This window comes from Pantoea sp. ICBG 985, assembly GCF_002928365.1.
Taxonomy (GTDB): Bacteria; Pseudomonadota; Gammaproteobacteria; order Enterobacterales; family Enterobacteriaceae; genus Pantoea; species Pantoea dispersa.
On sequence record NZ_POWM01000001.1, the window covers coordinates 694873 to 721150 of the forward strand.

Here is a 26278-nt window from a genome sequence, read left to right on the forward strand (position 1 = left end):
TTACGCGCTACAGTGCTATTCAACGCTGACGCCAGCGGCAGAGGAGAAGCGCATGTGGATTAACGGAGTGGCACAGGACACCCTTTCTGCCCGCGATCGCGCGGTGCAGTTTGGTGACGGCTGTTTCACCACGGCGGCAGTCAAAGAGGGCCGCATCCAGCTGCTGGAAGCGCACCTGCAGCGTCTGGATGAGGGCTGTCAGCGCCTGCTGATGGCCGCGCCGGACCGCGCCTTACTGGCGGAAGAGATGCGCCGCGCGGCGGCGGGCCAGCGCGAAGCAGTGCTCAAAGTGATCCTGACGCCCGGCGCGGGCGGACGCGGCTACAGTCGCGCCGGCTGCACGCAACCCACGCGTATCATCGCGCTCGCACCCTGGCCACAGCACTACGCCACGCTGCAGCAGCAGGGCGCGCGGCTGGTGACCAGCCCGGTGCGGCTGGCGCAGAACCCGCTGCTGGCCGGCATCAAACATCTCAACCGGCTGGAGCAGGTGCTGATTCGCCAGCAGCTGGACGCGTGCGACGCTGACGAAGCGCTGGTGCTTGACACCGCCGGGACGGTAGTGGAATGCTGTGCGGCCAATTTATTCTGGCGCAGCGGTAAGACCATTTTCACGCCGCGCCTCGCGCAGGCCGGCGTTGATGGCATCATGCGTCGTTATCTGCTGGCGCAGCTGGCCCAGGCCGGTCACGACTGCCAGCAGGTGGAGGCCAGCCGAACGGCGGTGTTAAGCGCCGATGAAGTGGTAATCTGTAACGCGCTGATGCCAGTATTACCCGTGCGGCAAATTGACGATGTCACCTTTGCCGCACGTACGCTGTACCAGCAACTGCTCGCCAGTTGCCAGACGATGGAAGCATCATGACCCGAATGAAAAAAATAGTTGCCGGCGCCGTAGTCATCGCTGGCCTGGCTGCCGCATTGAGCTACTGGCAGATTAAACGCTTTGCCGCGACGCCATTAACCATTCACCAGGAAACCCTGTACACCCTGCCGGCCGGCAGCGGTCGCGTGGTGCTGGAAGCGCAGCTGGAGAGCCAGCACATCATTCCGCAAAGCATCTGGTTTGGCCCGTTGCTGAAGCTGGAGCCCGATCTGGCTAACTTCAAAGCCGGGACGTATCGCCTTGAGACCGGCATGACGGTGCGCCAGCTACTGCAGTTGCTGGCCAGCGGCAAAGAGGCGCAATTTCCGCTGCGCTTTGTCGAGGGTTCCCGGCTGAAAGAGTGGCTGGCTGAGCTGCGTAAAGCCCCATACCTCAAACACACGCTGCCGGATGATGAATTTGCCAGCGTTGCGGCCGCGCTTAAGCTTGATGTCAGCCAGCTGGAAGGCGGTTTCTATCCGGATACCTATCTGTATACTGCCAACACCAGCGATGTGGCACTGCTGGAGCGGGCGCACGCGCGCATGAACAAGCTGGTGGATGAGATCTGGCAGGGGCGGATGGCCAGTCTGCCTTATAAAACACCGCAGCAGATGGTCACCATGGCGTCGATTATCGAAAAAGAGACCGGTGTCAGTGAAGAGCGTGCGCGCGTTGCCTCGGTATTCATCAATCGCCTGCGCACCGGTATGAAACTGCAGACCGATCCCACGGTGATCTACGGGATGGGCGACAGCTATACCGGTACGCTGACGCGCAAGGATCTTGAGACGCCGACCGCGTACAATACCTATACCATCAGCGGTCTGCCGCCGGGACCGATTGCCATGCCGGGGCGCGCCTCGCTGGAAGCGGCGGCTCATCCCGAGAAGACCAATTACCTCTATTTCGTCGCGGATGGCAAAGGCGGTCACACCTTTACCACCAATCTGGCCAGTCATAATAAAGCCGTGCAGGTTTACCGGCTGGCGATGAAGGAAAAAAATGAAAAGTAAGTTTATCGTCATCGAAGGTCTTGAAGGGGCGGGCAAAACCACCGCGCGTGAGGCGGTGGTTGCGGTCCTGCATGAGCAGGGCATTGAAGACGTGGTCTTTACCCGTGAGCCGGGCGGCACGCCTTTAGCCGAACAGCTGCGCGTGCTGGTGAAACAGGGCATTGATGGCGAACAGGTGAGTGATAAAGCCGAGCTGCTGATGCTGTATGCCGCGCGGGTGCAGCTGGTAGAAAACGTCATCAAACCGGCGCTGGCGCGCGGTGCCTGGGTGGTGGGCGACCGTCACGATCTTTCGTCGCAGGCATATCAGGGCGGTGGCCGCGGGCTCGACACTCAGCTGATGACCACGCTGCGCGATGCGGTGCTGGGCGATTTTCGTCCCGACCTGACGCTCTATCTCGACGTCACGCCGGAGATTGGCCTGCAGCGTGCCCGGGCGCGCGGCGAACTGGATCGCATTGAGCAGGAGTCGCTGAACTTTTTTACCCGCACGCGCGAACGCTACCAGGCGCTGGCCGCTGCCGATCCAACCATCAAAACCATCGATGCGACACAACCGATTGAGAATGTGACAGCGTCACTTAAAGCCGTGCTGCGTCAGTGGCTGGCAGGTCAGGCGGCATGAACTGGTATCCGTGGCTGAACCAGCCGTACCGACAGATCATTGCCCGCCATCAGAGTGGACAGGCACATCATGCACTGCTGATTCAGGCCATCGACGGCATGGGCGACGATGCGCTGGTGTGGGGCGTCAGCCGCTGGCTGATGTGTCAGCAGCCGCAGGGACTGAAAAGCTGCGGCCAGTGTCACGGCTGCCAGCTGATGCAGGCACACACCCATCCGGACTGGTATCGGCTGGAAGCGGAAAAGGGGAAAGCCTCGCTCGGCATTGATGCGGTTCGCGACGTCAGTGAAAAGCTGTACCATTTTGCCCAGCAGGGTGGCGCGAAAATTGTCTGGCTGCCGGATGCGACGCAACTGACCGAAGCCGCGGCCAACGCGCTACTGAAAACGCTGGAAGAGCCGCCCGCCAACTGCTGGTTTTTCCTCAGCGTGCGCGAGCCGTCGCGACTGCTGGCCACGCTGCGCAGCCGCTGTATGACGTGGCATCTGTCGCCGCCGGAAGAGACGCACAGCCTGCAATGGCTGCAGAAACAGCAGCCGCAGCCGGAAGCGATTCTGCGCGCGGCGCTGCGTCTGAGCAACGGGGCACCTGCTGCGGCGCTGGCCTTGTTACAGCCGGACCGCTGGCAGGCACGGCAAACGCTGTGCGACAGCCTGAACAGCGCACTGAGCGGCGATATTCTGCAGCTATTGCCGGCGCTCAACAGCGACGATGTGGCGGTTCGCCTCGGCTGGCTGCTTTCGCTACTGGTGGATGCGATGAAGGTGCAGCAGGGCGCCAGCAACTGGCTGAGTAATGGCGATCGCCCGGACGTGGTGACGCAGCTGGCGCAGCAGTTCAGCAGCAGCGCGCTGAATGCGAGCGTGCAGCAGTGGCTGCAGTGTCGCGAGCAGCTGCTGCACGTGGCGGCGCTTAATCGTGAACTGATTCTGACCGACTGTCTGCTTGCCTGGGGACGTTTGCTGTCTCCCGCGACGGTCGGCTAAGGGTAAAAGAGAGATCTATGTTTATTGTTGATTCGCACTGCCATCTTGATGGCCTTGATTATGAAACCCAGCACCGCGATCTGGATGACGTGATTGCCAAAGCGGCGGCGCGGGATGTGAAATTCATGCTGGCGATTGCCACCACGCTGCCGGATTACTACAAAATCAAACAGCTGGTTGGCGATCGTGACAACATCGCGCTGGCCTGCGGCGTGCATCCGCTCAATCAGGAAACGCCGTATGACGTGGAAGAGTTTCGCCGTCTGGCGGCGGAAGCGCAGGTGATTGCGCTGGGCGAAACCGGGCTGGATTATTTTTACCAGCAGGAGACCAAAGCCCAGCAGCAGGCCTCGTTCCGTGAGCACATCCGCACCGGCATTGCGCTGAATAAGCCGATTATTGTCCACACCCGCGATGCGCGAGAAGACACGCTGGCCATTCTGCGTGAAGAGCAGGTAGAGCGATGCGGCGGCGTGCTGCACTGTTTCACCGAAGACAAAGAGACGGCGGCGCAGCTGCTGGATCTTGGGTTCTACATCTCCTTCTCCGGCATTGTGACCTTCCGTAACGCCGAACAGATTCGCGAAGCAGCGCGCTATGTACCGCTGGATCGCATTCTGGTTGAAACCGATTCACCCTATCTGGCCCCGGTACCGCATCGCGGCAAAGAAAACCAGCCGGCCTTCACCCGCGACGTAGCTGAGTATATGGCCGTGGTGAAGGGCGTCGATCTTGCTACCCTGGCGGCCGCCACCACGGAAAACTTCTCCCGCCTGTTTAAGGTGCCGATGAGCCGACTCGGCGGCTAACGCGCTTTATTTCAAACTCTGTAATTAATCTGAAATCACTCATCTGCGCTGCGTGTTTCGCGGCGCAGGCAGTGATTTATTGCTGTTTATAGCAGCAAGTCAGTAAGAAATGACTGAAATTTCAGCGCTGTGTTTGGTGAAACGTGATAGCCGTCAAAGTAACGTGTCGTCATTTATTTTACCCTTCGTAATAAATCAAAAGACGCTTAGCGTCACCCCGGCTAAGGATCCTCCCCCTTTGCCATGCGCACTGCGCTAAAAAATGCACTCATACTCAGGAGCTTCTATGTTCAAGAACGCATTTGCGAACCTGCAAAAGGTAGGTAAATCGCTGATGTTGCCGGTATCGGTTCTGCCGATTGCCGGTATTTTGTTAGGTGTTGGTTCTGCTAACTTCAGCTGGCTGCCGGAAGTGGTTTCCCACGTGATGGCCGAAGCGGGTGGTTCGGTGTTTGCTAACATGCCGCTGATCTTTGCGATCGGTGTGGCACTGGGCTTTACCAATAACGACGGCGTGTCGGCGCTGGCCGCCGTGGTCGCCTACGGCATTATGGTGAAAACCCTGGCTGTGGTCGCGCCGCTGGTGCTGCATCTGCCGGCAGCCGAGATCGAAGCCAAACACCTCGCCGATACCGGGGTGCTGGGCGGCATTATTGCCGGTTCGATTGCAGCCTACATGTTCAACCGCTTCTACCGCATCAAGCTGCCGGAATACCTCGGCTTCTTTGCCGGTAAGCGCTTTGTGCCGATCATTTCCGGTCTGACCGCGATTTTCACCGGTGTGGTGCTGTCCTTCATCTGGCCACCTATTGGTACCGCGATTCAGGACTTCTCCCAGTGGGCGGCCTATCAGAACCCGGTGGTGGCGTTCGGTATTTACGGTGTGGTTGAGCGTGCGCTGGTGCCGTTTGGTCTGCATCACATCTGGAACGTTCCTTTCCAGATGCAGATTGGTGAATTCACCAACGCGGCTGGTCAGGTCTTCCACGGTGACATTCCGCGCTACATGGCGGGTGACCCGACTGCCGGTAAACTGTCTGGCGGCTTCCTGTTCAAGATGTACGGCCTGCCGGCTGCGGCTATCGCCATCTGGCATTCTGCTAAACCTGAAAACCGCGCCAAAGTGGGCGGCATCATGATCTCCGCCGCGCTGACCTCGTTCCTGACCGGTATCACCGAACCGATCGAGTTCTCGTTCATGTTCGTGGCACCGATCCTGTACGTGATCCACGCCATCCTGGCGGGCCTGGCGTTCCCAATCTGTATTCTGCTGGGCATGCGTGATGGCACCAGCTTCTCACACGGTCTGATCGACTTCATCGTGCTGAGCGGCAACAGCAGCAAAATCTGGCTGTTCCCGATTGTCGGTATCATCTACGGTCTGGTGTACTACACCGTGTTCCGCGTGCTGATCGCAAAACTGAATCTGAAAACCCCGGGTCGTGAAGATACGGCGATGGAGCAGAGCAGCGCGACCGGCAGTGAAATGGCGGGCAAGCTGGTCACGGCGTTCGGTGGCAAAGAGAACATCACTAACCTTGATGCCTGTATTACCCGTCTGCGCGTCAGCGTGGCGGACGTAGCGAAGGTGGATCAGGCTGAACTGAAAAACCTCGGCGCGCGTGGTGTGGTGGTGGCGGGTTCCGGTGTGCAGGCGATTTTCGGCACCAAGTCCGATAACCTGAAAACCGAGATGGATGATTATATCCGCAGTATGTAATCAGGCAGCTATCGTGCACGAAGCGCGCACGATGGTGACAAGCAGTAAGAGGCGGCAGAGGAGTAAAGTGTCCCGCGACAGGGATGTCGCGGGCCAAGCCCCAGGGATGTTTATGGCGTCTTTACGATCTGACGCCTCTTACTGCGCAAGCACAGCCCCTCATCCGAGGGGTTTTTTATTTTAGTGCCGCCAGCCACCGCCCGCCGCGCCGCGCCAGCGTGAAAAAGTGATGCAAAGGCAGCCATTTAATGAAGAAAAGTGGTCCTGAGGTTGAAAGAAACGGAATTCCTCACGCATACTGCCTGACTGAACTCAGGCTTAAGGAACTGCACCATGGCTGAAGAAACCATTTTCAGTAAAATCATTCGTCGCGAAATTCCCGCCGACGTGGTTTATCAGGACGAACTGGTCACCGCCTTCCGCGATATCGCGCCTAAAGCGCCTACCCATATACTGATTGTCCCCAATGTACTGATTCCGACCGCCAACGATGCGCAGGCGGCGCATGAGCAGGCGCTGGGCCGCATGGTGACCGCCGCCGCAAAAATTGCCCGTGATGAAGGCATCGCCGAGGATGGCTATCGCCTGATCATCAACTGCAACCGTCACGGTGGGCAGGAGGTTTACCACATTCATATGCACCTGGTCGGCGGACAGCCGCTGGGCCCGATGCTGGCCATCTAACCTCAGGCGGACCTTGTGATGCGTCAATGGCTGAGCGGCTTGCTGTTGCTGACCCTGGTGGGTTGCAGCAGCGATAAGCCGATGATCAACACCTCCCAGTCGCTGGTGATGGAGTCTGCCGTACTGTCGGCGGGCATCATCACCGATGAGCCCGCGCTGACCAGCCGAGACGGCCAGCAGCGCGCTGCCAGCGTGCTGCAAAATCTGCGTGAAACGCCGGTCACCGTGCACTATCGTTTCTACTGGTACGATGACAAAGGGCTGGAGATTGAGCCGCAGGAGCCGGCGCAGACTCAAACCTTACCGGCGCACGGCAGCGTAGAAGTGGCCTCGCAAATGGGTAACCCGACCGCCAGCAAGGTGCGTCTCTATCTTTATCTTTGAGGAGTAACCTGTGATTCGCAGTGTACAACGTTCCGGCGCGCTACTGTTTGCGCTGATGCTCACCGGTTGTGTGGTGAAACAACAAACCCCGGCGCCGGTTGAACCGACGCAGCCGACCACGCCAACCCAGCCAGAACAACCACCCGCGCAGCCGGTGCCGCCGCCGCAAACTGTGCCGCAGCCGCCGAAGCTGAAAACCATCAACTGGAATGCCAGCGTCCAGCCGTTAGTCGCCAATATGGTGCAGTCGGCGGGCGTCAATCCGGGCAGCGTGCTGCTGGTGGATCGCATCAAAAACAGCACCAACGGCTCGCTGCAAACGGAAAAAGCCACGGCAGCGATTGAGAACGCGCTGGCCAATAACGGCAAGTTCAGCCTGGTCTCAAACGATCAGCTCAATCAGGCGAAGCAAACGCTCGGCCTGTCGCCAGAGGATAGCCTCAACTCGCGCAGCAAAGCGATTGGCCTGGCGCGCATCGTCAACGCGCAGTATGTGCTGTACAGCAACGCGCAGGGCGATGTGAAAGCCCCTGCGCTGCAAATGCAGCTGATGCTGGTGCAGACCGGCGAAATCATCTGGTCGGGCAACGGCGTTGCACAACCCTGATCCCCGGCTGCAGCATCTGGTTCAGCAACAATGGCCGACGGCGCAAGCTGCCGGTCATTTTTTCGCGCTGCCGGGACTGAGCGGTAACAGCGTGCAGGTACGCAGCGAGCAGGGCGATCTGCTGGCGCGCCGGACACCGTCGCAGCCCATCCCGTTTGTCGATCGTCAGCGCGAATACCGCATCCTGCGTCAGTTGCGTACTACGGCGCTGGCGCCGCAGCCGCTGACGTGGCAGGCGCCGTGGCTGCTGCAGCGCTGGCTGCCGGGCGAGGTGCTGTCGCCGGATCAGTTCAGCGCGCAGCGCGCAGCGGTGCTGACGCTGCTGCTGCGCCTGCATCACCAGCCGCTGACCGGTTATCGCTTACGGCTGGCACCGCTGCTGCAGCGCTACTGGCAGCTGTGTCAGCAGCGGCACTGGCGCTGGCAGCGGCGCTTAAACCAGTTGCTGCAGCGCGGCGAACCGTCGCCGCTGCGGCTGGCACCGCTGCACATGGACGTCCACCCTGGCAATCTGATTGCCACACCGGATGGCCTGCGTTTAATTGACTGGGAATATGCTGCGGATGGCGATGTGGCGCTGGAGCTGGCCGCTGTCGGCGCGGTGGATGGCGCTGAACACGATCACTGGATAACCGACTATGCCGCCGAGGCGCGGCTGTCGGCAACGGCGCTGCGGCGTCAAAGCCGGCGCTGGCAGCCGTGGCTGCAGCTGCTGATGGCCAGCTGGTATCAGCTGCGCGCGGAGCAGAGCCATGACCAAACATTGCAACGGCTGGCGCAGGCCAGCTGGCAGGATCTTTAATTCAGGAACCGAAACATGACGATGACAACGCCCGGACCGCTGATGCTGGACGTCGAAGGCTACGAGCTGGACGCCGAAGAGCGCGAAATTCTGCAACATCCGCTGACAGGCGGACTGATCCTGTTCGCCCGCAACTTCCATGATGTTGCGCAGCTGGCGGAGCTGGTACGCCAGATCCGCGCGGCGTCGCGCAACCGGCTGCTGGTGGCGGTAGATCAGGAAGGCGGACGCGTGCAGCGCTTCCGCGACGGTTTTACTCAGCTGCCGGCGATGCAATCGTTCGCCGCGCTGCATGACATGGCACGCGCCGGCGAGCTGGCGCAGCAGGCCGGCTGGCAAATGGCGGCGGAAATGATCGCCATGGATATCGATATCAGCTTTGCGCCGGTGCTGGATATCGGCCACATCAGCGCGGCCATCGGCGATCGCGCTTTCCATGCCGATCCGGCGATTGCGCTGCAGATGGCGCGCCAGTTTATCCACGGCATGCACGAAGCCGGCATGAAAACCACCGGCAAGCACTTCCCGGGCCACGGCGCGGTCAGCGCGGATTCGCACAAAGAGACGCCGCGCGACACGCGCGATGTGGCCACGCTGCGCCAGCACGACATGGCAATCTTCCAGCAGCTGATTGATGAGCAGCTGCTGGATGCGGTGATGCCCGCGCATGTTATCTATACTGAAGTGGACCCGCTGCCGGCCAGTGGTTCGCCTTACTGGCTGCAAACGGTGCTGCGGCAGGAGCTGGGCTTCAACGGGGTGATCTTCTCAGACGATCTGTCGATGGAGGGCGCGGCAGTGATGGGCAGCTACGCGGAACGGGCTCAGCAGTCGCTGAATGCCGGCTGCGATATGATCCTGGTGTGCAATCAGCGTGCTGGCGCGGTGAGCGTGCTGGATAATTTGACGCCGATCCAGGCGACGCGCGTCACGCAGTTATACCATCAGGGAAGTTTTGACCGTCAGAGTTTGCAGGCCAGCGAGCGCTGGCGGCAAAATCAGCGTCAGCTCAGCGACCTGCAGGATCGCTGGCTGGCGCACAAAGCGTCGGGCAGATAATCGCCGCTGCCCGGATCTCACTCCACGCTGAGGATAATCATGATCATCTATCTGCACGGTTTTGATTCCAACAGTCCGGGCAACCATGAAAAGGTGCTGCAGCTGCAGTTTATTGACCCGGACGTCAGACTTATCAGCTACAGCACCCGCCATCCGAAACACGACATGCAGTTTCTGCTCAAAGAGTGCGACAAACTGCTCCAGCAGGGCAGCGATGCGCATCCGTTGATTTGTGGCGTCGGCCTGGGCGGCTACTGGGCGGAACGCATCGGCTTCCTTTGCGGCATGCGCCAGGCGATATTCAATCCCAACCTGTTTCCTGATGAAAACATGGAAGGCAAGATCGACCGGCCGGAAGAGTATCTTGATATCGCCACCAAATGCGTCAGCAACTTCCGTGAAAAGAACCGCGACCGCTGCCTGACCATTTTGTCACGTCACGATGAAGCGCTGGATAATCAGCGCAGCGCGGCCGCATTGCACCCGTACTACGAAATCGTGTGGGACGAGGAGGCCAGCCACAAATTCAAAAATATTGCCCCGCATCTGCAACGCATCAAAGCGTTCAAAACCCTTGCCTGAGTGCTGCTGCGCCGTGTGATGCGGCGCACAAAACGTGTAACATTCTGATAATGCAGTGCAAAGATTGATGTACATCAATTTTCTTATGTCCGGATGATTATGCCGTGCTATTCTGCCCTCAGCTCGCGATTAAATGTCGCCAACCCTATGTTTATTAAGGTTTTATATAACCATTAATTAACTTTTGGTTTACAACTTTGAGGGGGTCTTCATTGACTACAAGTATGGAAAAAATCGTCATCGTCGGTGGCGGTGCCGGAGGGCTGGAGCTGGCAACACAGCTCGGCCATAAACTCGGCCGCAGGAAAAAGGCGGAGATCATCCTGGTCGATCGTAACCACAGCCATTTGTGGAAACCGCTGCTGCATGAAGTGGCGACCGGTTCGATGGATGAAGGTATTGATGCGCTCAGCTATCTGGCGCATGCGCGCAACCACGGTTTCCAGTTCCAGCTGGGTTCGCTGACGCAAATTAATCGCGACACAAAAACCATTGAACTGGCGGAGATCCGCGACGCGGAGGGTGGGCTACTGGTACCGCAGCGCGAACTGGCGTATGACCGTCTGGTGATGGCGCTGGGCAGCACCTCGAACGATTTCGGCACGCCAGGCGTGAAAGATCACTGCATCTTCCTCGACAACCCGCATCAGGCGCGTCGGTTCCATAATGAGATGCTCAACCTGTTCCTGCGCTTCTCTGCCAGCGAAGGGCAGCTGCAGAAAGTCAATATCGCCATTGTCGGCGGCGGCGCGACCGGCGTCGAGCTGTCAGCAGAACTGTATAACGCAGTGAAACAGCTGCACAGCTACGGCTATAAAGGTCTCGATAGCAGCGCGCTCAACGTTACGCTGGTGGAAGCCGGCGAGCGTATTCTGCCTGCGTTGCCACCGCGCATCTCCGCAGCGGCGCATCAGGAGCTGAGCAAGCTTGGCGTGCGCGTACTGACGCAAACCATGGTCACCAGCGCAGCAGCCAACGGTCTGAATACCAAAGGGGGCGAATTCATCGAAGCCGATCTGATGGTGTGGGCGGCGGGTATTAAAGCGCCAGACTTCATGAAAGAGATTGGCGGGCTGGAGACCAACCGCATTAATCAGCTGGTGGTCAAAGAGACGCTGCAGACCACGCTGGACGACGATATTTACGCCATCGGCGACTGCGCCTCCTGCGCGCTGCCGGGCGGCGGATTCGTGCCGCCGCGCGCGCAGTCGGCGCATCAGATGGCGTCGCGTGCGCTGGAAAACATCCTCGCCCAGCGCAAAGGCAAGCCGCTCAAAGCCTACGTGTATAAAGATCACGGCTCGCTGGTGTCGCTGTCCCGCTTCAGTACCGTCGGCAGCCTGATGGGGAACCTGATGCGCGGTTCGATGATGGTGGAAGGGCGTATTGCGCGTTTTGTCTACATCTCCTTGTACCGTATGCACCAGATTGCGCTCCATGGATACTTCAAGACCGGTCTGATGATGCTGGTCGGCAGCCTCAACCGCGTGCTGCGTCCGCGTCTCAAACTGCATTGATGGCTGGCGGGCGGTCATCCCCGCCCGCTGCGCGCCCGGCTGCCGTAACCGGCTGATTGCCGTTCAATCAGCGCCAGATTACGGCGCAATGACACTGCCGCTCAGAACTCTCCTAAAAGCTGGTCCTGCTGGCTTTCCGCTGCGTTTCCTCCATTAATCTGATGTTGCATTTTCGGACCATCTGTAAAACTTATGCCAACGAACACGGCGCGGCGCGCACGCCGGTTATGCCTCGGTAACCCGGGATCGGGTTGCGGCAGGAATGCGCGGTAACAACTTCAGGAGGACATTCCTGTGAATAAATCAATGTTAGCGGGTATTGGAATCGGCGTAGCAGCAGCGTTGGGCGTGGCCGCCGTCGCCAGCATGGATGTGTTTGATCGTGGCCCGCAGTATGCTCAGGTGCTTTCGGCAACGCCAATCAAAGAGAGCATCAAGCAGCCGCGTCAGGAGTGCCGCAACGTTACCCTCACGCACCGTCGCCCGGTGCAGGATGAGAACCGCATCGCCGGTTCCGTACTGGGTGCCGTGGCCGGTGGGGTGATTGGTCACCAGTTCGGCGGTGGCCGCGGCCGGGATATCGCGACCGTAGCCGGTGCGCTGGCAGGCGGCTACGGCGGTAACCAGGTACAGGGTGCGCTGCAGGATCGTGACACATACACCACCAGCGAGCAGCGCTGCAAAACCGTGTACGATAAACAGGAAAAAATGCTGGGTTATGACGTGACCTATAAAATAGGCGACCAGCAGGGCAAAATCCGCATGGAGAATGACCCTGGCACCCGCATCCCGCTCGACCGAAATGGTCAGCTGATCCTGAATTCGAATCAGGCCTGATTGGGCAAAGCTACTTCACAGCAGCAGTAACAAAAAAAGCGCCGTAAGGCGCTTTTTTTACGTTGGTTTTTTTAATTCAGGGTGAAGAAAAGAGATCCGGAGCTTATACCTCATGACGAATTTCATCAGCTATCACCGGTCTGGCTTATTATCTGTTGGCAGGCATGTTATGAGGTAATCAGGTTCGCTTATCTACCATCGAAACGAGAACTGTGCGCGGTTGTTCCTCAATTTCAATCGACACGGTGACAAGCGGATCGTCGCCAGTCCAGCAGTCACCTGCAAAACTGCACGCTTCGCTTTGTTTAAAACCCTTTTCTTTCATAAACGCATTAATTTTATCTGCGTTGGTCGCGCCAATAAACCTCAGCTGAAAAATCAGTGCGGGGTTGGGACCTGATACGTTACTGTAATAAAAGCTATAGTTATCAGTAATGCGCGGCATCTTTTTGAGTAAATCAGGCGTATAAAAGTCGTAATCCAGCGTGTCGTGCTCTGTATAATTAGCGCTATCTGCAAACTCCATACGGAGATAATTCAAGCCATAGGCCATACCGACCACACCCGCAATGAGAACGCAAAGTAGAATCCTGAGCGATTTTTTCATAGTTTTGATATGCCCTTACCAAAATGGATAAAGCCACGGTCCGGGTCTATGATGCTAACATCTTCTGATGTCCACCGATTATAGGGCGTTACGCTTCGCATGAAGATCGGTAACTGACCAAAGTGAGGTTTGGCGTTAGGGAATTGAAGAGGGTCAGGGAAAAGCAGTGGCTTAAAGGTTTCGTTTTTCCAGGAGCCAATTTTTCCATAATGGTCCCAGCGTCTTAATGCATCCGCCTGACTCACTGGTTTCAGGTGGCTGAAAATGCCGCTCATGCATGCCACAACCCGGTAAAAACCCAGGAGATCCGATACAAGGTCTTCGCCACTGAATCCGCTGTCAGTAGCCCAGCTAAAAAGGGAAAGAATTCTGCAGCCCTTCAAACCTGCGCGCCAGCGTCATCATCATGGCAAGAGCTATGCTTTGCTTTTGGTGATATGACAGACCTTTTTTGAGACGCCAGGTGATTGATTTTCCCACAGTCAGGCGCCTTTTGAGGCCAGCCATTGATTGTTTATAGGTAACGTCATACGTCAGGCCGCTCTGTGCTTCGCCGCACAGCATTTGCGCCCATAACTGTCTGATGTCATTGCCCTGGGCGTGACCGAGATCTATCCAGCCCAATACTTCTGTGTAAACCAGGCCGTAAGCACTTCTTTCTGCTTTACTGCCGTCAAGAATATCCTCTCGCCTGCTCATCATTGAGCTCCTTCCATGAATAAATCCTGTGATGCCATCCTTGTGATATCACAGGATCAAGCGGTGATTTAATTTTTTCCGCTAAGTTTGCGAGCTCGCTCCTTAAACCCGGTTCTTCGCCAGCTCGGCGACAAAATTCTGCACCCATTCCATGCGTGTTTTCCGTTCGCTGAGATCGCGGGTGAATTTCAGTCGTGTCGGGCCATCCAGCTTCCACTGCTTCGCATCTTTCTGCAGCAGGCCGATCAGCCAGCCGGGATCGACCTGATTCTGCGGCGCGAACTCAAAGAAGCCGCCTTTTTCGCTGGCTTCGATTTTGCGCAGCCCCAGTTGGCGCGCCACCAGGCGCAGCGCGGCGATATCGAGCAGGTTACGCGCGGCGTCGGGCAGCTTGCCGAAGCGGTCAATCATCTCAATTTTCAGCTCGGCCAGCTCCTGTTCATCGGCCGCACTGGCGATGCGTTTATACAGCGACAGGCGCGTATTGACGTCCGGAATAAAATCATCCGGCAGCAGGGCAGGCATGCGCAGCTCAATCTCGGTCTGATTGCTGGTGAGATCTTCCAGCGACGGCTCACGTCCGGCCTTGAGTGCATCCACCGCGTTTTCCAGCAGCTCCATGTAAAGCGTGAAACCGATGGTCTCCATCTGACCGCTCTGATCTTCACCCAGCAGTTCACCGGCACCGCGAATCTCCAGATCGTGCGTCGCCAGCGCAAAGCCAGCGCCCAGATCCTCCAGCGAGGCAATCGCTTCCAGTCGCTTCTGGGCATCGGTGGTCATCGCCTTCGGATGCGGCGTCAGCAGCCAGGCATAGGCCTGATGATGCGAACGGCCGACGCGGCCACGCAGTTGATGCAGCTGCGCCAGACCGAAATGGTCGGCGCGCTCAATGATGATGGTATTGGCGCTGGGTACATCGATCCCGGTTTCGATGATGGTGGTGCACACCAGCACGTTGAAGCGCTGGTGGTGAAAATCGTTCATTACCCGTTCCAGATCGCGCTCGCGCATCTGACCGTGGCCGATGGCGATGCGCGCTTCCGGCACCAGCTCGGCCAGCCGCTGTGCCGCTTTCTCGATGTTCTCGACGTCGTTGTAGAGATAGTAAACCTGGCCGCCGCGCAGCACTTCACGCAGGATCGCTTCGCGCACCACCAGGCTATCATACTCGCGCACGAAGGTTTTCACCGCCAGACGGCGCGCCGGTGGCGTGGCGATAATCGACAGATCGCGCATGCCGCTCATCGCCATGTTCAGAGTACGCGGAATCGGCGTTGCGGTGAGCGTCAGAATATCGACGTCAGCGCGCATCGCTTTGATGCGCTCTTTGTGACGCACGCCGAAACGATGCTCTTCATCGACGATCAGCAAACCGAGATCGCGCCACTTCAGGTCGCTCATCAGCAGCTTGTGGGTGCCGATCAGAATATCAATTTTGCCCTCGCTGGCCTGTTCCAGCACCTGCGCCTGCTCTTTGGCGCTGCGGAAGCGCGACAGCATCTCAATGCGCACCGGCCAGTTGGCGAAGCGGTCGCGGAAGTTGTCATAGTGCTGCTGCGCCAGCAGGGTGGTTGGCACCAGCACCGCCACCTGTTTGCCATTCTCCACCGCAAGGAAGGCAGCGCGCATCGCCACTTCGGTTTTACCAAAGCCAACATCGCCGCACACCAGGCGGTCCATGGCCAGCGGCTGGCACATATCGCTGAGCACGGCGTTAATTGCCTGCGCCTGATCCGGCGTGGTTTCAAACGGGAAACCTTCGCAGAACAGCTGATACTGCTCGCGGTCGTGCTTAAAGGCAAAGCCAGCCTTGGCCGCGCGCTGGGCATAGATATCCAGCAGCTCAGCGGCCACGTCGCGCACTTTCTCCGCGGCTTTCTGGCGCGCACGTGACCAGGCATCGCTGCCCAGTTTGTGCAGCGGCGCATTTTCATCGGCGCCGCCGGCGTAACGGCTGATCAGATGCAGCGATGACACCGGAACGTAAAGTTTGGCATCGCCGGCATAAGAGAGCATCAGATACTCAGCCACGATACCGCCGGCTTCCAGCGTGGTCAGGCCGATGTAGCGCCCCACACCGTGTTCAAGATGCACCACCGGCTGGCCCGGGTGCAGCTCGGCGAGGTTGCGAATCAGTACGTCCGGATTGATGGTGCGGCGATTGTCCTGACGGCGGCGGCTGACGCGCTCACCCAGCAGATCGCTTTCGCAAATCAGCGCGCGCTGGCGCTGGGTGTCGATAAAACCGCGCTCGCTGGCACCAATCATCAGGCTGTACGGCTGCTCATCGGCCTGCTCGAAGCGATCGATCGGCTGCGGGCGCAGTTTGATGCGGGACAGCAGCTCCTGCAGGCTTTCGCGGCGACCTTCGCTTTCTACTGAGAAAATCACCTGACCGGTAAACTGCTCGAGGAACTGACGCAGCAGATCGAGCGGCGCTTTGGCCTGCGCCTGCACCGTCAGCTCCGGCAATGGCTGATAGCCCAGATTACTGTTCGCGGCTTTCTCCGGCAGCATCTCAGCGCTGAGCTGCATGCGCGGCCAGTTTTTCAGCTCGCTCAGCAGCGCATCCGGGCGCAGCCATAGCGTGGCCGGCTCCAGCAGCGGGCGCATAGGATCGATGCGGCGATTTTCATAGCGTGCGTTAGCATCCTGCCAGAAACGCTCAGCGCTGGCGTGCAGATCGCCGCTGTTCAGCACCAGCGTGCTGGCGGGCAGATAGCTAAACAGGGTAGGCAGTTCCTGCTCGAAAAACAGCGGCTGCCAGTACTCAATCCCGGCCGGCAGCGTGCCTTTGCTCACCTGCTGATAGACGTGCTCGGGTTCGCGCCGCACGTCGAAGGTTTCACGCCAGCGGCTGCGGAACAGCTCAATGGCCGCTTTGTCGGTGGGAAATTCATGCGCCGGCAGCAGGTTGATGGCGCTCACCGCCTCCAGCGTGCGCTGTGAATCGACGTCAAACAGGCGCAGGCTGTCGATCTCATCATCAAAGAAATCGATGCGGTAAGGCTGATCGCTGCCCATCGGGAACAGGTCGAGCAGCGCGCCGCGCGTCGCGTACTCGCCATGCTCCATCACCTGATCGACATGGCGATAACCGGCCTGCTCCAGCTGATCGCGCAGGGCATCGCGCGACAGTTTCTGGCCCTGCTGCATCACCAGCGCATGACCGTGCAGGAAGCTGTGCGGGCAAACGCGCTGCATCAGCGTATTGACCGGCAGAATCAGCATGCCGCGCGTCAGGGTGGGCAGCTGGTACAGCGTAGAAAGACGGGCGGAAATAATGTCCTGATGGGGCGAGAAGCTGTCGTAGGGCAGCGTTTCCCAGTCAGCAAGATTGGTGACCGGCAGATCGGTAAACTGCCTGATCTCCTCCTGCAGCCGCAGGGCCGATTGCATATCCGGGGTGATCATTAACACCGGACCGCTGTGGCGTTCGGTGATGCTGGCACACTCAACCGCCTGCGCGGCGCCGACCAGCTGACCGAGCTGACGATGGTCGCCTGCTTTAGCAGGCAGGGTATAACGACGCTGTTCCGACATAAGGTCCGACATTCTCTCCTCAGTTTCCAGGGCGTCATCATTCCACATTCCGCTGTGAGGATCATCTCTCCTTTCTGAGTTTATGTCAGGGTGCATGAATGCGCACCTTACATCAGCGGCACCCTGAAGGGCCGCCAGTATGGCCAGTTGCCAGGTCGTCATTGATGGCGACCTGGCCGCGTCACGTTATTTACTGGATTGCTGTGTGTAGTGCATGCGTGGACGATCCACATTGGCCCATGACAGCTCGCGCTCGACATGGTAGCTGTTGTTGCCATCGTCCCACTTCACATAATAACCGGTTAGCGCGTCTCCCTGCTCAAAGACATTGACCACTTCGCCTTTGATCTCGCCAGATTTATGTTTAACGATACTGCCTTTAGGAAACCTGCTCATGGTAAGAACCTCCGTACTGCGCTTACTGTGATGCGAAAACCGGTACTGCAAGCTAAGTCTAACCCACCTGCTGATGAATAATCGTACTAATAGCGTCACTATTTTGTCGTAATTTTGTGCATTGTCGCGCAGGAGGACGCATTTTGACGCAACTTTGCAACTGACTCAGCGGGTTAGAGGTTTCATAAAGCAGACGGCTCCTTTATCATCGCTCTACTTAATTTTGAGCAACGGCCAAGACGGATCTCATGTATCAACCAGTCGCGTTATTCATCGGTTTGCGCTACATGCGTGGACGTGCTTCAGACCGTTTCGGTCGTTTCGTCTCCTGGCTCTCGACTATTGGTATCACGCTCGGCGTGCTGGCACTGGTGACGGTGCTGTCGGTAATGAACGGCTTTGAGCGCGAGCTGGAAGGCAACATTCTCGGCCTGATGCCGCAGGCGCTGGTGACCAGCGACACCGGCAGCATCAATCCGCAGCAGATGCGCGCGCAGGATCTCAAACTGCAGGGCGTGACGCGTATTGCGCCGCTAACCACCGCCGATGTGGTGTTGCAGAGTGCGCGCAACGTGTCGGTGGGCGTGATGCTGGGCATCAATCCTGACGAACCGGATCCGCTGACGCCTTATCTGGTCAACACCCACCAGAGCGTGCTGCAGCCGGGCCAGTATAAGGTCATTCTCGGTGAACTGCTGGCCTCGCAGCTGGGCGTGAAGCGCGGCGATCAGCTGCGCCTGATGGTGCCATCGGTCAGTCAGTTTACCCCGGTGGGGCGCGTGCCGAGCCAGCGCATCTTTACCGTTGCCGGTACCTACGCGGCCAATAGCGAAGTCGATGGCTATCAGATTCTGGTGAACCAGCAGGATGCCTCGCGCGTGATGCGCTATCCGCTCGGCAACATTACCGGCTGGCGCCTGTGGCTGGATAAGCCGCTGAATGTCGATGCGCTGAGCCAGCAGCCGCTGCCGCAGGGGCTGACGTGGAAAGACTGGCGCGAACGCAAGGGCGACCTGTTCCAGGCGGTGCGCATGGAGAAAAACATGATGGGGCTGCTGCTCAGCCTGATCATTGCCGTGGCCGCCTTCAATATCATTACCTCGCTGGGCCTGCTGATCATGGAGAAGCAGGCGGAAGTGGCGATCCTGCAAACCCAGGGCTTAACGCGGCGGCAAATCGTCGCGGTATTTATGGTGCAGGGCGCCAGCGCCGGTATTATCGGCGCGCTGCTCGGTACGCTGCTGGGCGTGCTGCTGGCCAGCCAGCTCAACAATTTAATGCCGGTGATCGGCCTGTTCCTTGATGGCGCGGCGCTGCCGGTGGATATCAATGTCTGGCAGGTGATCACCATTGCGCTGGTCTCGATGGCCGTGGCGCTGCTCTCTACCCTTTATCCGTCATGGCGCGCTGCCGCCGTTCAACCCGCTGAGGCTTTACGTTATGAGTAATACCCCTTTGTTGCAGTGTCGTGACCTGTGCAAACGCTATCAGGAAGGCAGCGTGCAGACCGATGTGCTGCGCAATGTGGCTTTTAGCCTGCAGCCGGGCGAACTGACGGCCATCGTCGGTAGCTCCGGCTCCGGCAAAAGTACCTTACTGCACCTGCTGGGCGGGCTGGATGCGCCAACCTCCGGTGACGTGGTGTTTGGCGGGAAATCGCTCAACGCCATGTCGTCGGCGGCCAAAGCAGAGTTGCGCAACCGGGAACTCGGCTTCATTTATCAGTTTCACCATTTGCTGCCGGACTTCAGCGCGCTGGAGAACGTAGCCATGCCGCTGCTGATTGGCAAAACCGGCAAAGCCGAAGCGGAAGCGCGCGCACGCGAGATGCTGGCGGCGGTTGGCCTGGAAAAGCGCGCGGCGCACCGGCCTTCTGAGCTGTCGGGCGGTGAACGTCAGCGTGTGGCGATCGCCAGGGCGCTGGTGAACCGGCCGCGGCTGGTGATGGCCGATGAGCCTACCGGTAACCTCGATGCGCGCAACGCGGACGCCATTTTTGAACTGCTCGGCGAGCTCAACGTGCAGCAGGGCACCGCGTTTCTGGTGGTGACGCATGACCTCAACCTGGCGAAGCGCCTGAGCCGTCAGATGGAAATGCGCGACGGCCAGCTGAGCGATCACCTGACGCTGGGAGCGATCTGATGGCGTCCTCTTTATCCCTGCTGCTCGGGCTGCGCTTCAGCCGCGGCCGGCGGCGCGGCGGCATGGTGTCGCTGATCTCCATCATCTCGACCATCGGCATTGCGCTTGGCGTGGCGGTGCTGATCATCGGGCTGAGCGCGATGAACGGTTTCGAGCGGGAGCTCAACAACCGTATTCTGGCCGTGGTACCGCACGGCGAAATTGAGGCGGTTAACCAGCCATTTCGCAACTGGCAGCCGATGATTGCGCCCATCGAACAGGTGCCGGGCATCGCCGCGGCGGCGCCTTACGTTAACTTTACCGGATTGATTGAGAGCGGTGCGAAGCTGCAGGCGCTGCAGGTGAAGGGCGTTGATCCGCAGCAGGAGCCGCGGCTCAGCGCGCTGCCGCGTTTTGTCGGCGGTGATGCCTGGTCGCAGTTCAGCGCCGGCAGGCAGCAGATCATTCTGGGCGGCGGCATCGCCAGATCGCTCAACGTGAAGCAGGGCGACTGGATCACCATCATGATCCCGAATAATGATGGCGAGAACAAACTGCTGCAGCCAAAACGCATTCGTCTGCAGGTGAGCGGTATTCTGCAGCTGAGCGGCATGCTGGATCACAGTCTGGCGCTGGTGCCGCTGGCCGATGCGCAAAAGTATCTGGATCTGGGCGACAGCGTCAGCGGCATTGCGCTGAAGATGAGCGATCCGTTCCAGGCACAGAAGCTGGTGCGCGATGCTGGCGAAGCCACCCACTCCTATGTCACCATCCGCAGCTGGATTGGCACTTACGGCTACATGTATCGTGACATCCAGATGATTCGCGCCATCATGTATCTGGCGATGGTGCTGGTGATTGGCGTGGCCTGCTTTAATATCGTGTCGACGCTGGTGATGGCGGTGAAGGACAAGAGCAGCGATATCGCCGTGCTGCGCACGCTGGGCGCGAAAGACGGCCTGATTCGTGCCATCTTTATCTGGTATGGCCTGCTGGCCGGGCTGCTGGGCAGCGTCAGCGGTGTGGTGGTTGGCGTGCTGGTGGCGCTTAATCTGACGCCGGTGATGCGCGTAGTGGAGCACTTTACCGGGCATCAGCTGCTGGCGGGCGACATCTACTTTATCGACTTTCTGCCGTCTGAGCTGCACTGGCTGGATGTGGCCATCGTGCTGGCGACGGCGATTGGCCTGAGCCTGATTGCCAGCTGGTATCCGGCGCGGCGCGCCAGCCGCATCGATCCTGCCCGCGTGCTGAGCGGTCAGTAAAGACAAAACACGCAGCCGCCTTCGCGGCTGCGCACATTTTCAGCGTCTGCGGCATGCAGCCGTCATACCCAGCCGCTATTATCGGGTCTGAGTAACCCGGAAAACACCCGCAGCGCGGCGTTCAGCGCCGCAGATTAAGGAGCCTTTATGCGCCAACCGCGCCGCCGCCTTCGACTCGCCCGCTACAAAAAGAACCGCCGCAAAGTGCATCAGCGCTTTCGCCAGCGCATCTTTGAGCGCGATCGTCAGGTCGAACTTGCCGCCCATCCGCAGCCGCACGTGGTGGTGCTGACCGGTGCCGGAATTTCGGCAGAATCCGGCATTCGCACCTTCCGCGCGGAAGATGGCCTGTGGGAAGAGCATCGCGTGGAAGATGTGGCGACGCCCGAAGGCTTTCGCCGCGATCCGGCGCTGGTGCAGGGGTTCTACAACGCGCGCCGGCGTCAGCTGCAGCAGCCAGAGATCCAGCCTAACGCGGCGCACAAAGCGCTGGCCGAACTGGAGCAGGTGCTGGGCGATAATTTCCTGCTGGTTACGCAGAACATCGATAACCTGCACGAGCGCGCCGGCAGCCAGCGCGTGCTGCATATGCACGGTGAATTACTGAAGGTGCGCTGTGAGCATAGCGGTCAGGTGCTGGCGTGGACGGAGGACGTCGGTCCGGACGATCGCTGTACCTGCTGCCAGTTCCCGTCGCGGCTGCGTCCGCACGTGGTGTGGTTTGGTGAGATGCCGCTCGGCATGGAGGAGATTTATCAGGCGCTGGAACAGGCCGATCTGTTTATCGCCATCGGCACCTCAGGCCACGTCTATCCGGCGGCAGGATTTGTGCACGAGGCGAAACTGCAGGGGGCGCACACCGTGGAGCTGAATCTGGCGCCCAGTCAGGTCGGTAACGAATTCGCTGAAGCACATTACGGCTTAGCCAGCGAAGTGGTGCCCGAATTCGTGCATACTTTTTTGCGCGGCTTGTATAAATAGTCAGCGTACTGCGCGTTTCCCCTCATCCCGGCCTTCTCCCGGCGGGAGAAGGGGAAAAACGCGCCCGACTGAAACTCAGCTAAAACCGGCACGAATGAACCCTCTCCCTCTGGGAGAGGGCAGGGTGAGGGCCAGGCCGCACCGAATCCCCACCTCAGAACCTCACCGTCCCGCTTTCAGCTTCTGGAACAGCGTTTCGTACTGCACGCTGGCGGCACCGACATCGTTCTGCCACTCGCCGTTTTTGATCACTTCAGCCGGCGGATAGAGTGACGGATCGCTGGCCACCTCGGGCGGCAGCAGCTTTCTTGCCGCCAGGTTGGGCGTCGGATAACCGATGGTTTCCGCCACTTTAGCCGCCACATCCGGGCGCAGCAGGAAGTTAATCAGCTTCAGCGCGCCTGCTTTATTTTTCGCATTCGCCGGGATCGCCAGGTTATCCATCCAGAAAATCCCGCCCTCTTTTGGCCAGATAATCTGCAGCGGCGTGCCAGCCTGGCGCGCCACCCAGGCGGAGCCATTCCAGATCATGCCGACGTTGACTTCGCCTTCCATAAACGGATTACCGGGATTATCCGAGTTGAACGCCAGTACGTTCGGCATCAGCTTTTTCAGCTCTTCATAGGCGGCTTCAATCTGTTTTGGATCCTGCGTATTACCGGAGTAGCCGAGCTTGCGCAGCGCCATCTGGAACACTTCACGCGCGTCATCGGTCAGCAGCAGGCTCTGCTTATACTGTGGTTTCCACAGATCGGCCCATTGGGTCAGGGTTTTCGCATCCACCTCGTCGGTATTCACGCCAATGGCGGTTGCGCCCCAGATATAGGGAATGGAATAGTCGTTGTTCGGATCAAACGGCTTGTTCAGCAGGTCGGGATCGAGGTTGCGGAAGTTGCTCAGCTGTGACTTGTCGATCTTCTGCAGCATGCCCTCGTTACGCATTTTGGCGATGAAGTAGGTCGACGGCACCACCAGATCGTAAGCGCCCGCTTTCCAGGTTTTCAGCTTGGCGTACATGCTTTCATTGGATTCATAGGTGGAATAAATCACTTTGATGCCGGTCTCTTTGGTGAACTGCTCCAGCAGCCCGGGCGGCACATATTCGGTCCAGTTATAGAAGTAAAGCGTGTTGTTGTCATCCGCCTGAGCGCTTTGCATACCCAGTGCCAGCGCCCCAGCCGCCAGCCAGTGAGACCATTTTTTCATCGGTTATCCTCTATTTGGTTTTATCACGCAGCAACAGCTGACTGGCTGCCACCAGCAGCAGCGACAGCAGCATCAAAATGGTAGCCAGCGCGTTCACCTCCGGCGACACGCCCACTTTCACCATGGAATAAATTTTCAGCGGCAAAATTTCGAAGCCGGGACCGGTGACAAATGACGACACCACCACATCATCCATCGACAGGGTGAAACTCAGCAGCCAGCCCGCGGCTACTGCCGGCAGTGCCAGCGGCAGTAAAATCTTACGCAGAATAGTCACTTCGCTGGCGCCGAGATCTTTTGCCGCCTCCAGCATGCGCACGTCAAAGCCTTTCAGGCGCGAATAGACGGTAATCACCACAAACGGCAGGCAGAAAGTGATGTGGGAAAACAGCAGCGACCAGAAGCCGAGCGAAATCCCCAGCAGCATAAACAGCACCAGTAGCGAAATCGCCATCACGATATCCGGCGACATCATCACCACAAATAGCATACCGCTGACAAACGGCTTGCCGCGAAAACGGTAGCGGTACAGCGCCACGGCGGTGAGCGAGCCGATCAGCGTCGCGCAACTGGCCGACAGCACGCCCATGATCAGCGAATGCTGCGCTGCCTGAATCAGGCTGTCGTTATTGACCAGCAGGCGATACCACTGGGTGCTGAAGCCCTGCCAGTTGATGCCGAAGCGCGAGGCATTGAAGGAGTTGACGATCAGGATGATGATCGGAATGTAGAACCAGGCATAAATCACGGCCATGAAGCCGTAGCGTAATCCGCGCGCCATCATTGCAATGCCGCCTTGTGATTCAGCAGACGCGCTGCGCGCCAGTAAACCAGCAGCATCAGCCCCATCAGCAGCGTCATGACAATGCTGGTGGCGGCGCCGAACGGCCAGTCACGAATATTGAGGAACTGGCTTTTGATTACGTTACCGATCAACAGGTTCTTTGCCCCGCCCATTAAATCCGCTACGTAGAACAACCCCATCGCCGGGATAAATACCAGTAGCGCGCCGGCAACGATACCGGGTAGGGTCAGCGGCAAAATGATACGGATGAAGGTCTGTAGCCTGCTGGCGCCAAGATCGCGCGCCGCTTCCAGGCAGGATTTGTCCAGCTTCTCAAGGCTGGAGTAGAGCGGCAGCACCATAAATGGCAGCAGAATATAGATCAGCCCGAGGATCACCGCTTCCGGGGTAAACATGATGCGAAACGGCTTGTCGATGACGCCGAGCCACAGCAGAAATTCATTGAGCCAGCCGCGCGTGCTGAGAAAAATTTTCAGACCATAAATGCGAATCAGAGAGTTGGTCCAGAACGGTACAATCAGCAGAAACAGCATCAGCGGACGCAGACGCGCCGGCAGTCTGGTCAGGCACCAGGCAAAAGGGTAGCCGAGCAGCAGGCAGCACAGCGTGGCGATGCAGGCCATGTTGAGTGAGTGCAGCAGCACGTCGGCATACAGCGGATCGAGGAGCCGGCCGTAGTTGTTCAGGGTGAACACCATGCTGACAAAGTGCGCGTCGTCGCGCGTCAGAAAGCTGGTGACGAAGATCATCAGATTCGGCAGCAACACGAACAGCGTCAGCCAGCCGACGATCAGTGCCACAATGGCTTTCTGCAGACGATTACGCATCCGTTTCATACGGCAGCACCACCTCCCAGTTTGGCACCCAGCTGACCGCCATTTTCTGGTTCAGCGAGTGGTCAAAATCCGGATCGTCCTCATTAAAGAACTCGCTGACGGTGAGCAGCTTGCCGTTCTCCAGTTCGACGGTGGATTCCAGCGTCATGCCTTTATAGTTGCGTTCGCGCACATAGCCGATCAGGTTTTCGCTGCGGCTGTCGTGATCGATCTCCTCGACGCGCAAATCTTCCGGTCGCAGCAGCACATGCAGCCGATCGCCGGGTTTGACCGGGAACGGGCAGTGAATATCACACTCGCGGCCTTCGACGCGAGCGCGTACCTGCGGCGCGTGCGCGCTACCGATCACTTCTGCATCAAACACGTTGATTTCGCCAATGAAGCGCGCCACAAACAGGTTCGCGGGCTCTTCGTAGATCTCGCGCGGCGTGCCGTCCTGCTCAATGCGCCCGTCGCGCATCACCACGATGCGGTCGGACATGGTCAGCGCTTCTTCCTGATCGTGCGTGACAAACACAAACGTGATGCCCAGCTTGCGCTGCAGTGCTTTCAGCTCGTTTTGCATCTGGCGGCGCAGTTTGTAATCCAGCGCGGAGAGCGACTCATCAAGCAGCAGCACTTTGGGCCGGTTGACCACTGCGCGCGCAATCGCCACGCGCTGCTGCTGGCCGCCGGAGAGCTGGTGCGGCCGGCGCGCGGCAAAGCTTTCCAGCTGCACCATCGCCAGCGCCTCGTTGACGCGCTGCGTCAGCTCTGCCGCCGGGGTTTTCTGCATGCGCAGGCCAAACGCGACGTTCTCAAACACTGACATGTGCGGAAACAGCGCGTAACTCTGAAACACGGTATTGATATGGCGATGCTCGGCGGGCGTTTCAGTGATGTCGCTCTCATTCAGATGGATACGTCCGCTGTCGGCGTTTTCCAGCCCGGCGATCAGGCGCAGAATCGTGGTCTTACCGCAGCCGGAGGGGCCAAGCAGGGTGATAAATTCGCCACGACCGATGGTCAGGTCGAAATCCGGGATGATGGTTTTGCCATCGAAAGCTTTACTGATGCCAGAAAGCGTAACCAGCGCCTGCTGCGCGCGTGTTTGCGTCATTTTAGTCACTCAGTCTGATGAGAATCAGGTTACAGCATAGCCGCCGGCGACAGCTTGCCGTGATGAAGGGCGCGATAATACCTGAAAAATGCGCCATTGCCATGTTCAGACACGGAATAACCTTGAAAAGTCTGCAAATTGCTGGAGTATGCTCATCGGGCCAGCCGGACGGGTGGCTGGCAGGGCGAATTTCAGCGCACGATTGGGCTGAGAGGGCTAACCTG

At 58.7% G+C, this 26278-nt stretch carries 25 protein-coding genes and 1 pseudogene; 18 read left to right on the forward strand and 8 right to left on the reverse strand.

Annotation, left to right across the window (positions count from 1 at the left end; genetic code table 11):
- The first annotated feature begins 52 nt into the window (after positions 1-52).
- The 14 genes from pabC (at position 53) to C1Y42_RS03465 (ending at position 12493) form a co-directional block, all read left to right on the forward strand.
- A complete protein-coding gene (pabC, locus tag C1Y42_RS03400) occupies positions 53-865 on the forward strand; it encodes an aminodeoxychorismate lyase (RefSeq protein ID WP_104092812.1) in 813 nt (270 codons plus the stop codon).
- On the forward strand, positions 862-1881 hold the full coding sequence (mltG, locus tag C1Y42_RS03405) for an endolytic transglycosylase MltG (protein WP_104092813.1): 1020 nt from the start codon (positions 862-864) through the stop codon (positions 1879-1881). The genes pabC and mltG overlap by 4 nt, the downstream gene beginning before the upstream one ends.
- Positions 1871-2506 carry a dTMP kinase gene (gene tmk, locus C1Y42_RS03410; RefSeq protein WP_104092814.1) on the forward strand — a complete coding sequence of 212 codons (636 nt, stop codon included), beginning with the start codon at positions 1871-1873 and terminating at the stop codon, positions 2504-2506. Before mltG ends, tmk begins: the two co-directional genes overlap by 11 nt.
- Positions 2503-3492 carry a DNA polymerase III subunit delta' gene (gene holB / locus C1Y42_RS03415; protein ID WP_021506400.1) on the forward strand — a complete coding sequence of 330 codons (990 nt, stop codon included), beginning with the start codon at positions 2503-2505 and terminating at the stop codon, positions 3490-3492. Before tmk ends, holB begins: the two co-directional genes overlap by 4 nt.
- A gap of 17 nt (positions 3493-3509) precedes the next feature.
- Positions 3510-4301 (forward strand): metal-dependent hydrolase, encoded by a 792-nt coding sequence (locus C1Y42_RS03420; protein ID WP_104092815.1) that lies wholly within the window; start codon positions 3510-3512, stop codon positions 4299-4301.
- A 286-nt stretch (positions 4302-4587) separates the two neighbouring features.
- On the forward strand, positions 4588-6021 hold the full coding sequence (gene ptsG, locus C1Y42_RS03425) for a PTS glucose transporter subunit IIBC (protein ID WP_021506398.1): 1434 nt from the start codon (positions 4588-4590) through the stop codon (positions 6019-6021).
- A 333-nt stretch (positions 6022-6354) separates the two neighbouring features.
- Entirely contained in the window at positions 6355-6705 is a 351-nt protein-coding gene (gene hinT / locus C1Y42_RS03430; protein ID WP_104092816.1) for a purine nucleoside phosphoramidase, read from the forward strand.
- 18 nt (positions 6706-6723) lie between these two features.
- On the forward strand, positions 6724-7089 hold the full coding sequence (locus C1Y42_RS03435) for a YcfL family protein (protein ID WP_104092817.1): 366 nt from the start codon (positions 6724-6726) through the stop codon (positions 7087-7089).
- 10 nt (positions 7090-7099) lie between these two features.
- The gene (gene lpoB, locus C1Y42_RS03440) at positions 7100-7696 is read left to right on the forward strand and encodes a penicillin-binding protein activator LpoB (protein ID WP_021506395.1); all 597 of its coding nucleotides are present in this window, start codon (positions 7100-7102) and stop codon (positions 7694-7696) included.
- Positions 7683-8498, forward strand: coding sequence for a thiamine kinase (gene thiK, locus C1Y42_RS03445; RefSeq protein ID WP_058775433.1), 816 nt, complete (start codon positions 7683-7685; stop codon positions 8496-8498). The genes lpoB and thiK overlap by 14 nt, the downstream gene beginning before the upstream one ends.
- Positions 8499-8513: 15 nt before the next feature.
- Positions 8514-9557, forward strand: a complete 1044-nt coding sequence (gene nagZ / locus C1Y42_RS03450; RefSeq protein WP_104092818.1) for a beta-N-acetylhexosaminidase — start codon at positions 8514-8516, stop codon at positions 9555-9557.
- A gap of 39 nt (positions 9558-9596) precedes the next feature.
- Positions 9597-10139 carry an alpha/beta hydrolase YcfP gene (gene ycfP, locus C1Y42_RS03455; protein ID WP_021506392.1) on the forward strand — a complete coding sequence of 181 codons (543 nt, stop codon included), beginning with the start codon at positions 9597-9599 and terminating at the stop codon, positions 10137-10139.
- A 212-nt stretch (positions 10140-10351) separates the two neighbouring features.
- Positions 10352-11656, forward strand: coding sequence for an NAD(P)/FAD-dependent oxidoreductase (locus C1Y42_RS03460; RefSeq protein ID WP_104092819.1), 1305 nt, complete (start codon positions 10352-10354; stop codon positions 11654-11656).
- Between the two features lie 294 nt (positions 11657-11950).
- Entirely contained in the window at positions 11951-12493 is a 543-nt protein-coding gene (locus tag C1Y42_RS03465; protein ID WP_031279257.1) for a glycine zipper 2TM domain-containing protein, read from the forward strand.
- A gap of 178 nt (positions 12494-12671) precedes the next feature.
- Here the strand turns inward: C1Y42_RS03465 and C1Y42_RS03470 are convergent, their stop codons facing one another.
- The 4 genes and pseudogenes from C1Y42_RS03470 to C1Y42_RS03485 form a co-directional block, all read right to left on the reverse strand.
- Positions 12672-13100, reverse strand: a complete 429-nt coding sequence (locus C1Y42_RS03470; RefSeq protein ID WP_104092820.1) for a hypothetical protein — start codon at positions 13098-13100, stop codon at positions 12672-12674.
- A pseudogene (locus C1Y42_RS03475) lies at positions 13097-13799 on the reverse strand (hypothetical protein). The gene C1Y42_RS03470 and the pseudogene C1Y42_RS03475 overlap by 4 nt, the downstream one beginning before the upstream one ends.
- A 102-nt stretch (positions 13800-13901) precedes the next feature.
- Positions 13902-17345: a transcription-repair coupling factor gene (mfd, locus tag C1Y42_RS03480; RefSeq protein WP_104092821.1), complete on the reverse strand. Its 3444-nt coding sequence runs from the start codon at positions 17343-17345 to the stop codon at positions 13902-13904.
- Positions 17346-17531: 186 nt separating this feature from the next.
- Entirely contained in the window at positions 17532-17741 is a 210-nt protein-coding gene (locus C1Y42_RS03485) for a hypothetical protein (protein ID WP_021506388.1), read from the reverse strand.
- Between the two features lie 248 nt (positions 17742-17989).
- On the opposite strand from C1Y42_RS03485, the gene lolC reads away from it, so the two are divergent.
- The 4 genes from lolC to cobB all read left to right on the forward strand — a co-directional run bounded on the left by lolC (position 17990) and on the right by cobB (position 22108).
- Positions 17990-19189 carry a lipoprotein-releasing ABC transporter permease subunit LolC gene (lolC, locus tag C1Y42_RS03490; RefSeq protein ID WP_104092822.1) on the forward strand — a complete coding sequence of 400 codons (1200 nt, stop codon included), beginning with the start codon at positions 17990-17992 and terminating at the stop codon, positions 19187-19189.
- Positions 19182-19883, forward strand: a complete 702-nt coding sequence (gene lolD, locus C1Y42_RS03495; protein ID WP_104092823.1) for a lipoprotein-releasing ABC transporter ATP-binding protein LolD — start codon at positions 19182-19184, stop codon at positions 19881-19883. The genes lolC and lolD overlap by 8 nt, the downstream gene beginning before the upstream one ends.
- Positions 19883-21127 (forward strand): lipoprotein-releasing ABC transporter permease subunit LolE, encoded by a 1245-nt coding sequence (gene lolE / locus C1Y42_RS03500; RefSeq protein ID WP_104092824.1) that lies wholly within the window; start codon positions 19883-19885, stop codon positions 21125-21127. Before lolD ends, lolE begins: the two co-directional genes overlap by 1 nt.
- 147 nt (positions 21128-21274) lie before the next feature.
- Positions 21275-22108, forward strand: coding sequence for a Sir2 family NAD+-dependent deacetylase (gene cobB, locus C1Y42_RS03505; RefSeq protein WP_010617227.1), 834 nt, complete (start codon positions 21275-21277; stop codon positions 22106-22108).
- Positions 22109-22270: 162 nt separating this feature from the next.
- Here cobB and potD read toward each other — a convergent pair whose 3' ends face one another.
- The 4 genes from potD to potA are packed head-to-tail and all read right to left on the reverse strand — an operon-like array spanning position 22271 to position 26054.
- A complete protein-coding gene (potD, locus tag C1Y42_RS03510) occupies positions 22271-23314 on the reverse strand; it encodes a spermidine/putrescine ABC transporter substrate-binding protein PotD (protein ID WP_088517713.1) in 1044 nt (347 codons plus the stop codon).
- A gap of 10 nt (positions 23315-23324) precedes the next feature.
- Positions 23325-24098, reverse strand: coding sequence for a spermidine/putrescine ABC transporter permease PotC (gene potC, locus C1Y42_RS03515; RefSeq protein ID WP_088517712.1), 774 nt, complete (start codon positions 24096-24098; stop codon positions 23325-23327).
- Positions 24095-24946: a spermidine/putrescine ABC transporter permease PotB gene (gene potB / locus C1Y42_RS03520; RefSeq protein ID WP_104092825.1), complete on the reverse strand. Its 852-nt coding sequence runs from the start codon at positions 24944-24946 to the stop codon at positions 24095-24097. The genes potC and potB overlap by 4 nt, the downstream gene beginning before the upstream one ends.
- Positions 24939-26054: a spermidine/putrescine ABC transporter ATP-binding protein PotA gene (gene potA, locus C1Y42_RS03525; protein WP_104092826.1), complete on the reverse strand. Its 1116-nt coding sequence runs from the start codon at positions 26052-26054 to the stop codon at positions 24939-24941. Before potA ends, potB begins: the two co-directional genes overlap by 8 nt.
- Between the last annotated feature and the right edge of the window lie 224 nt (positions 26055-26278).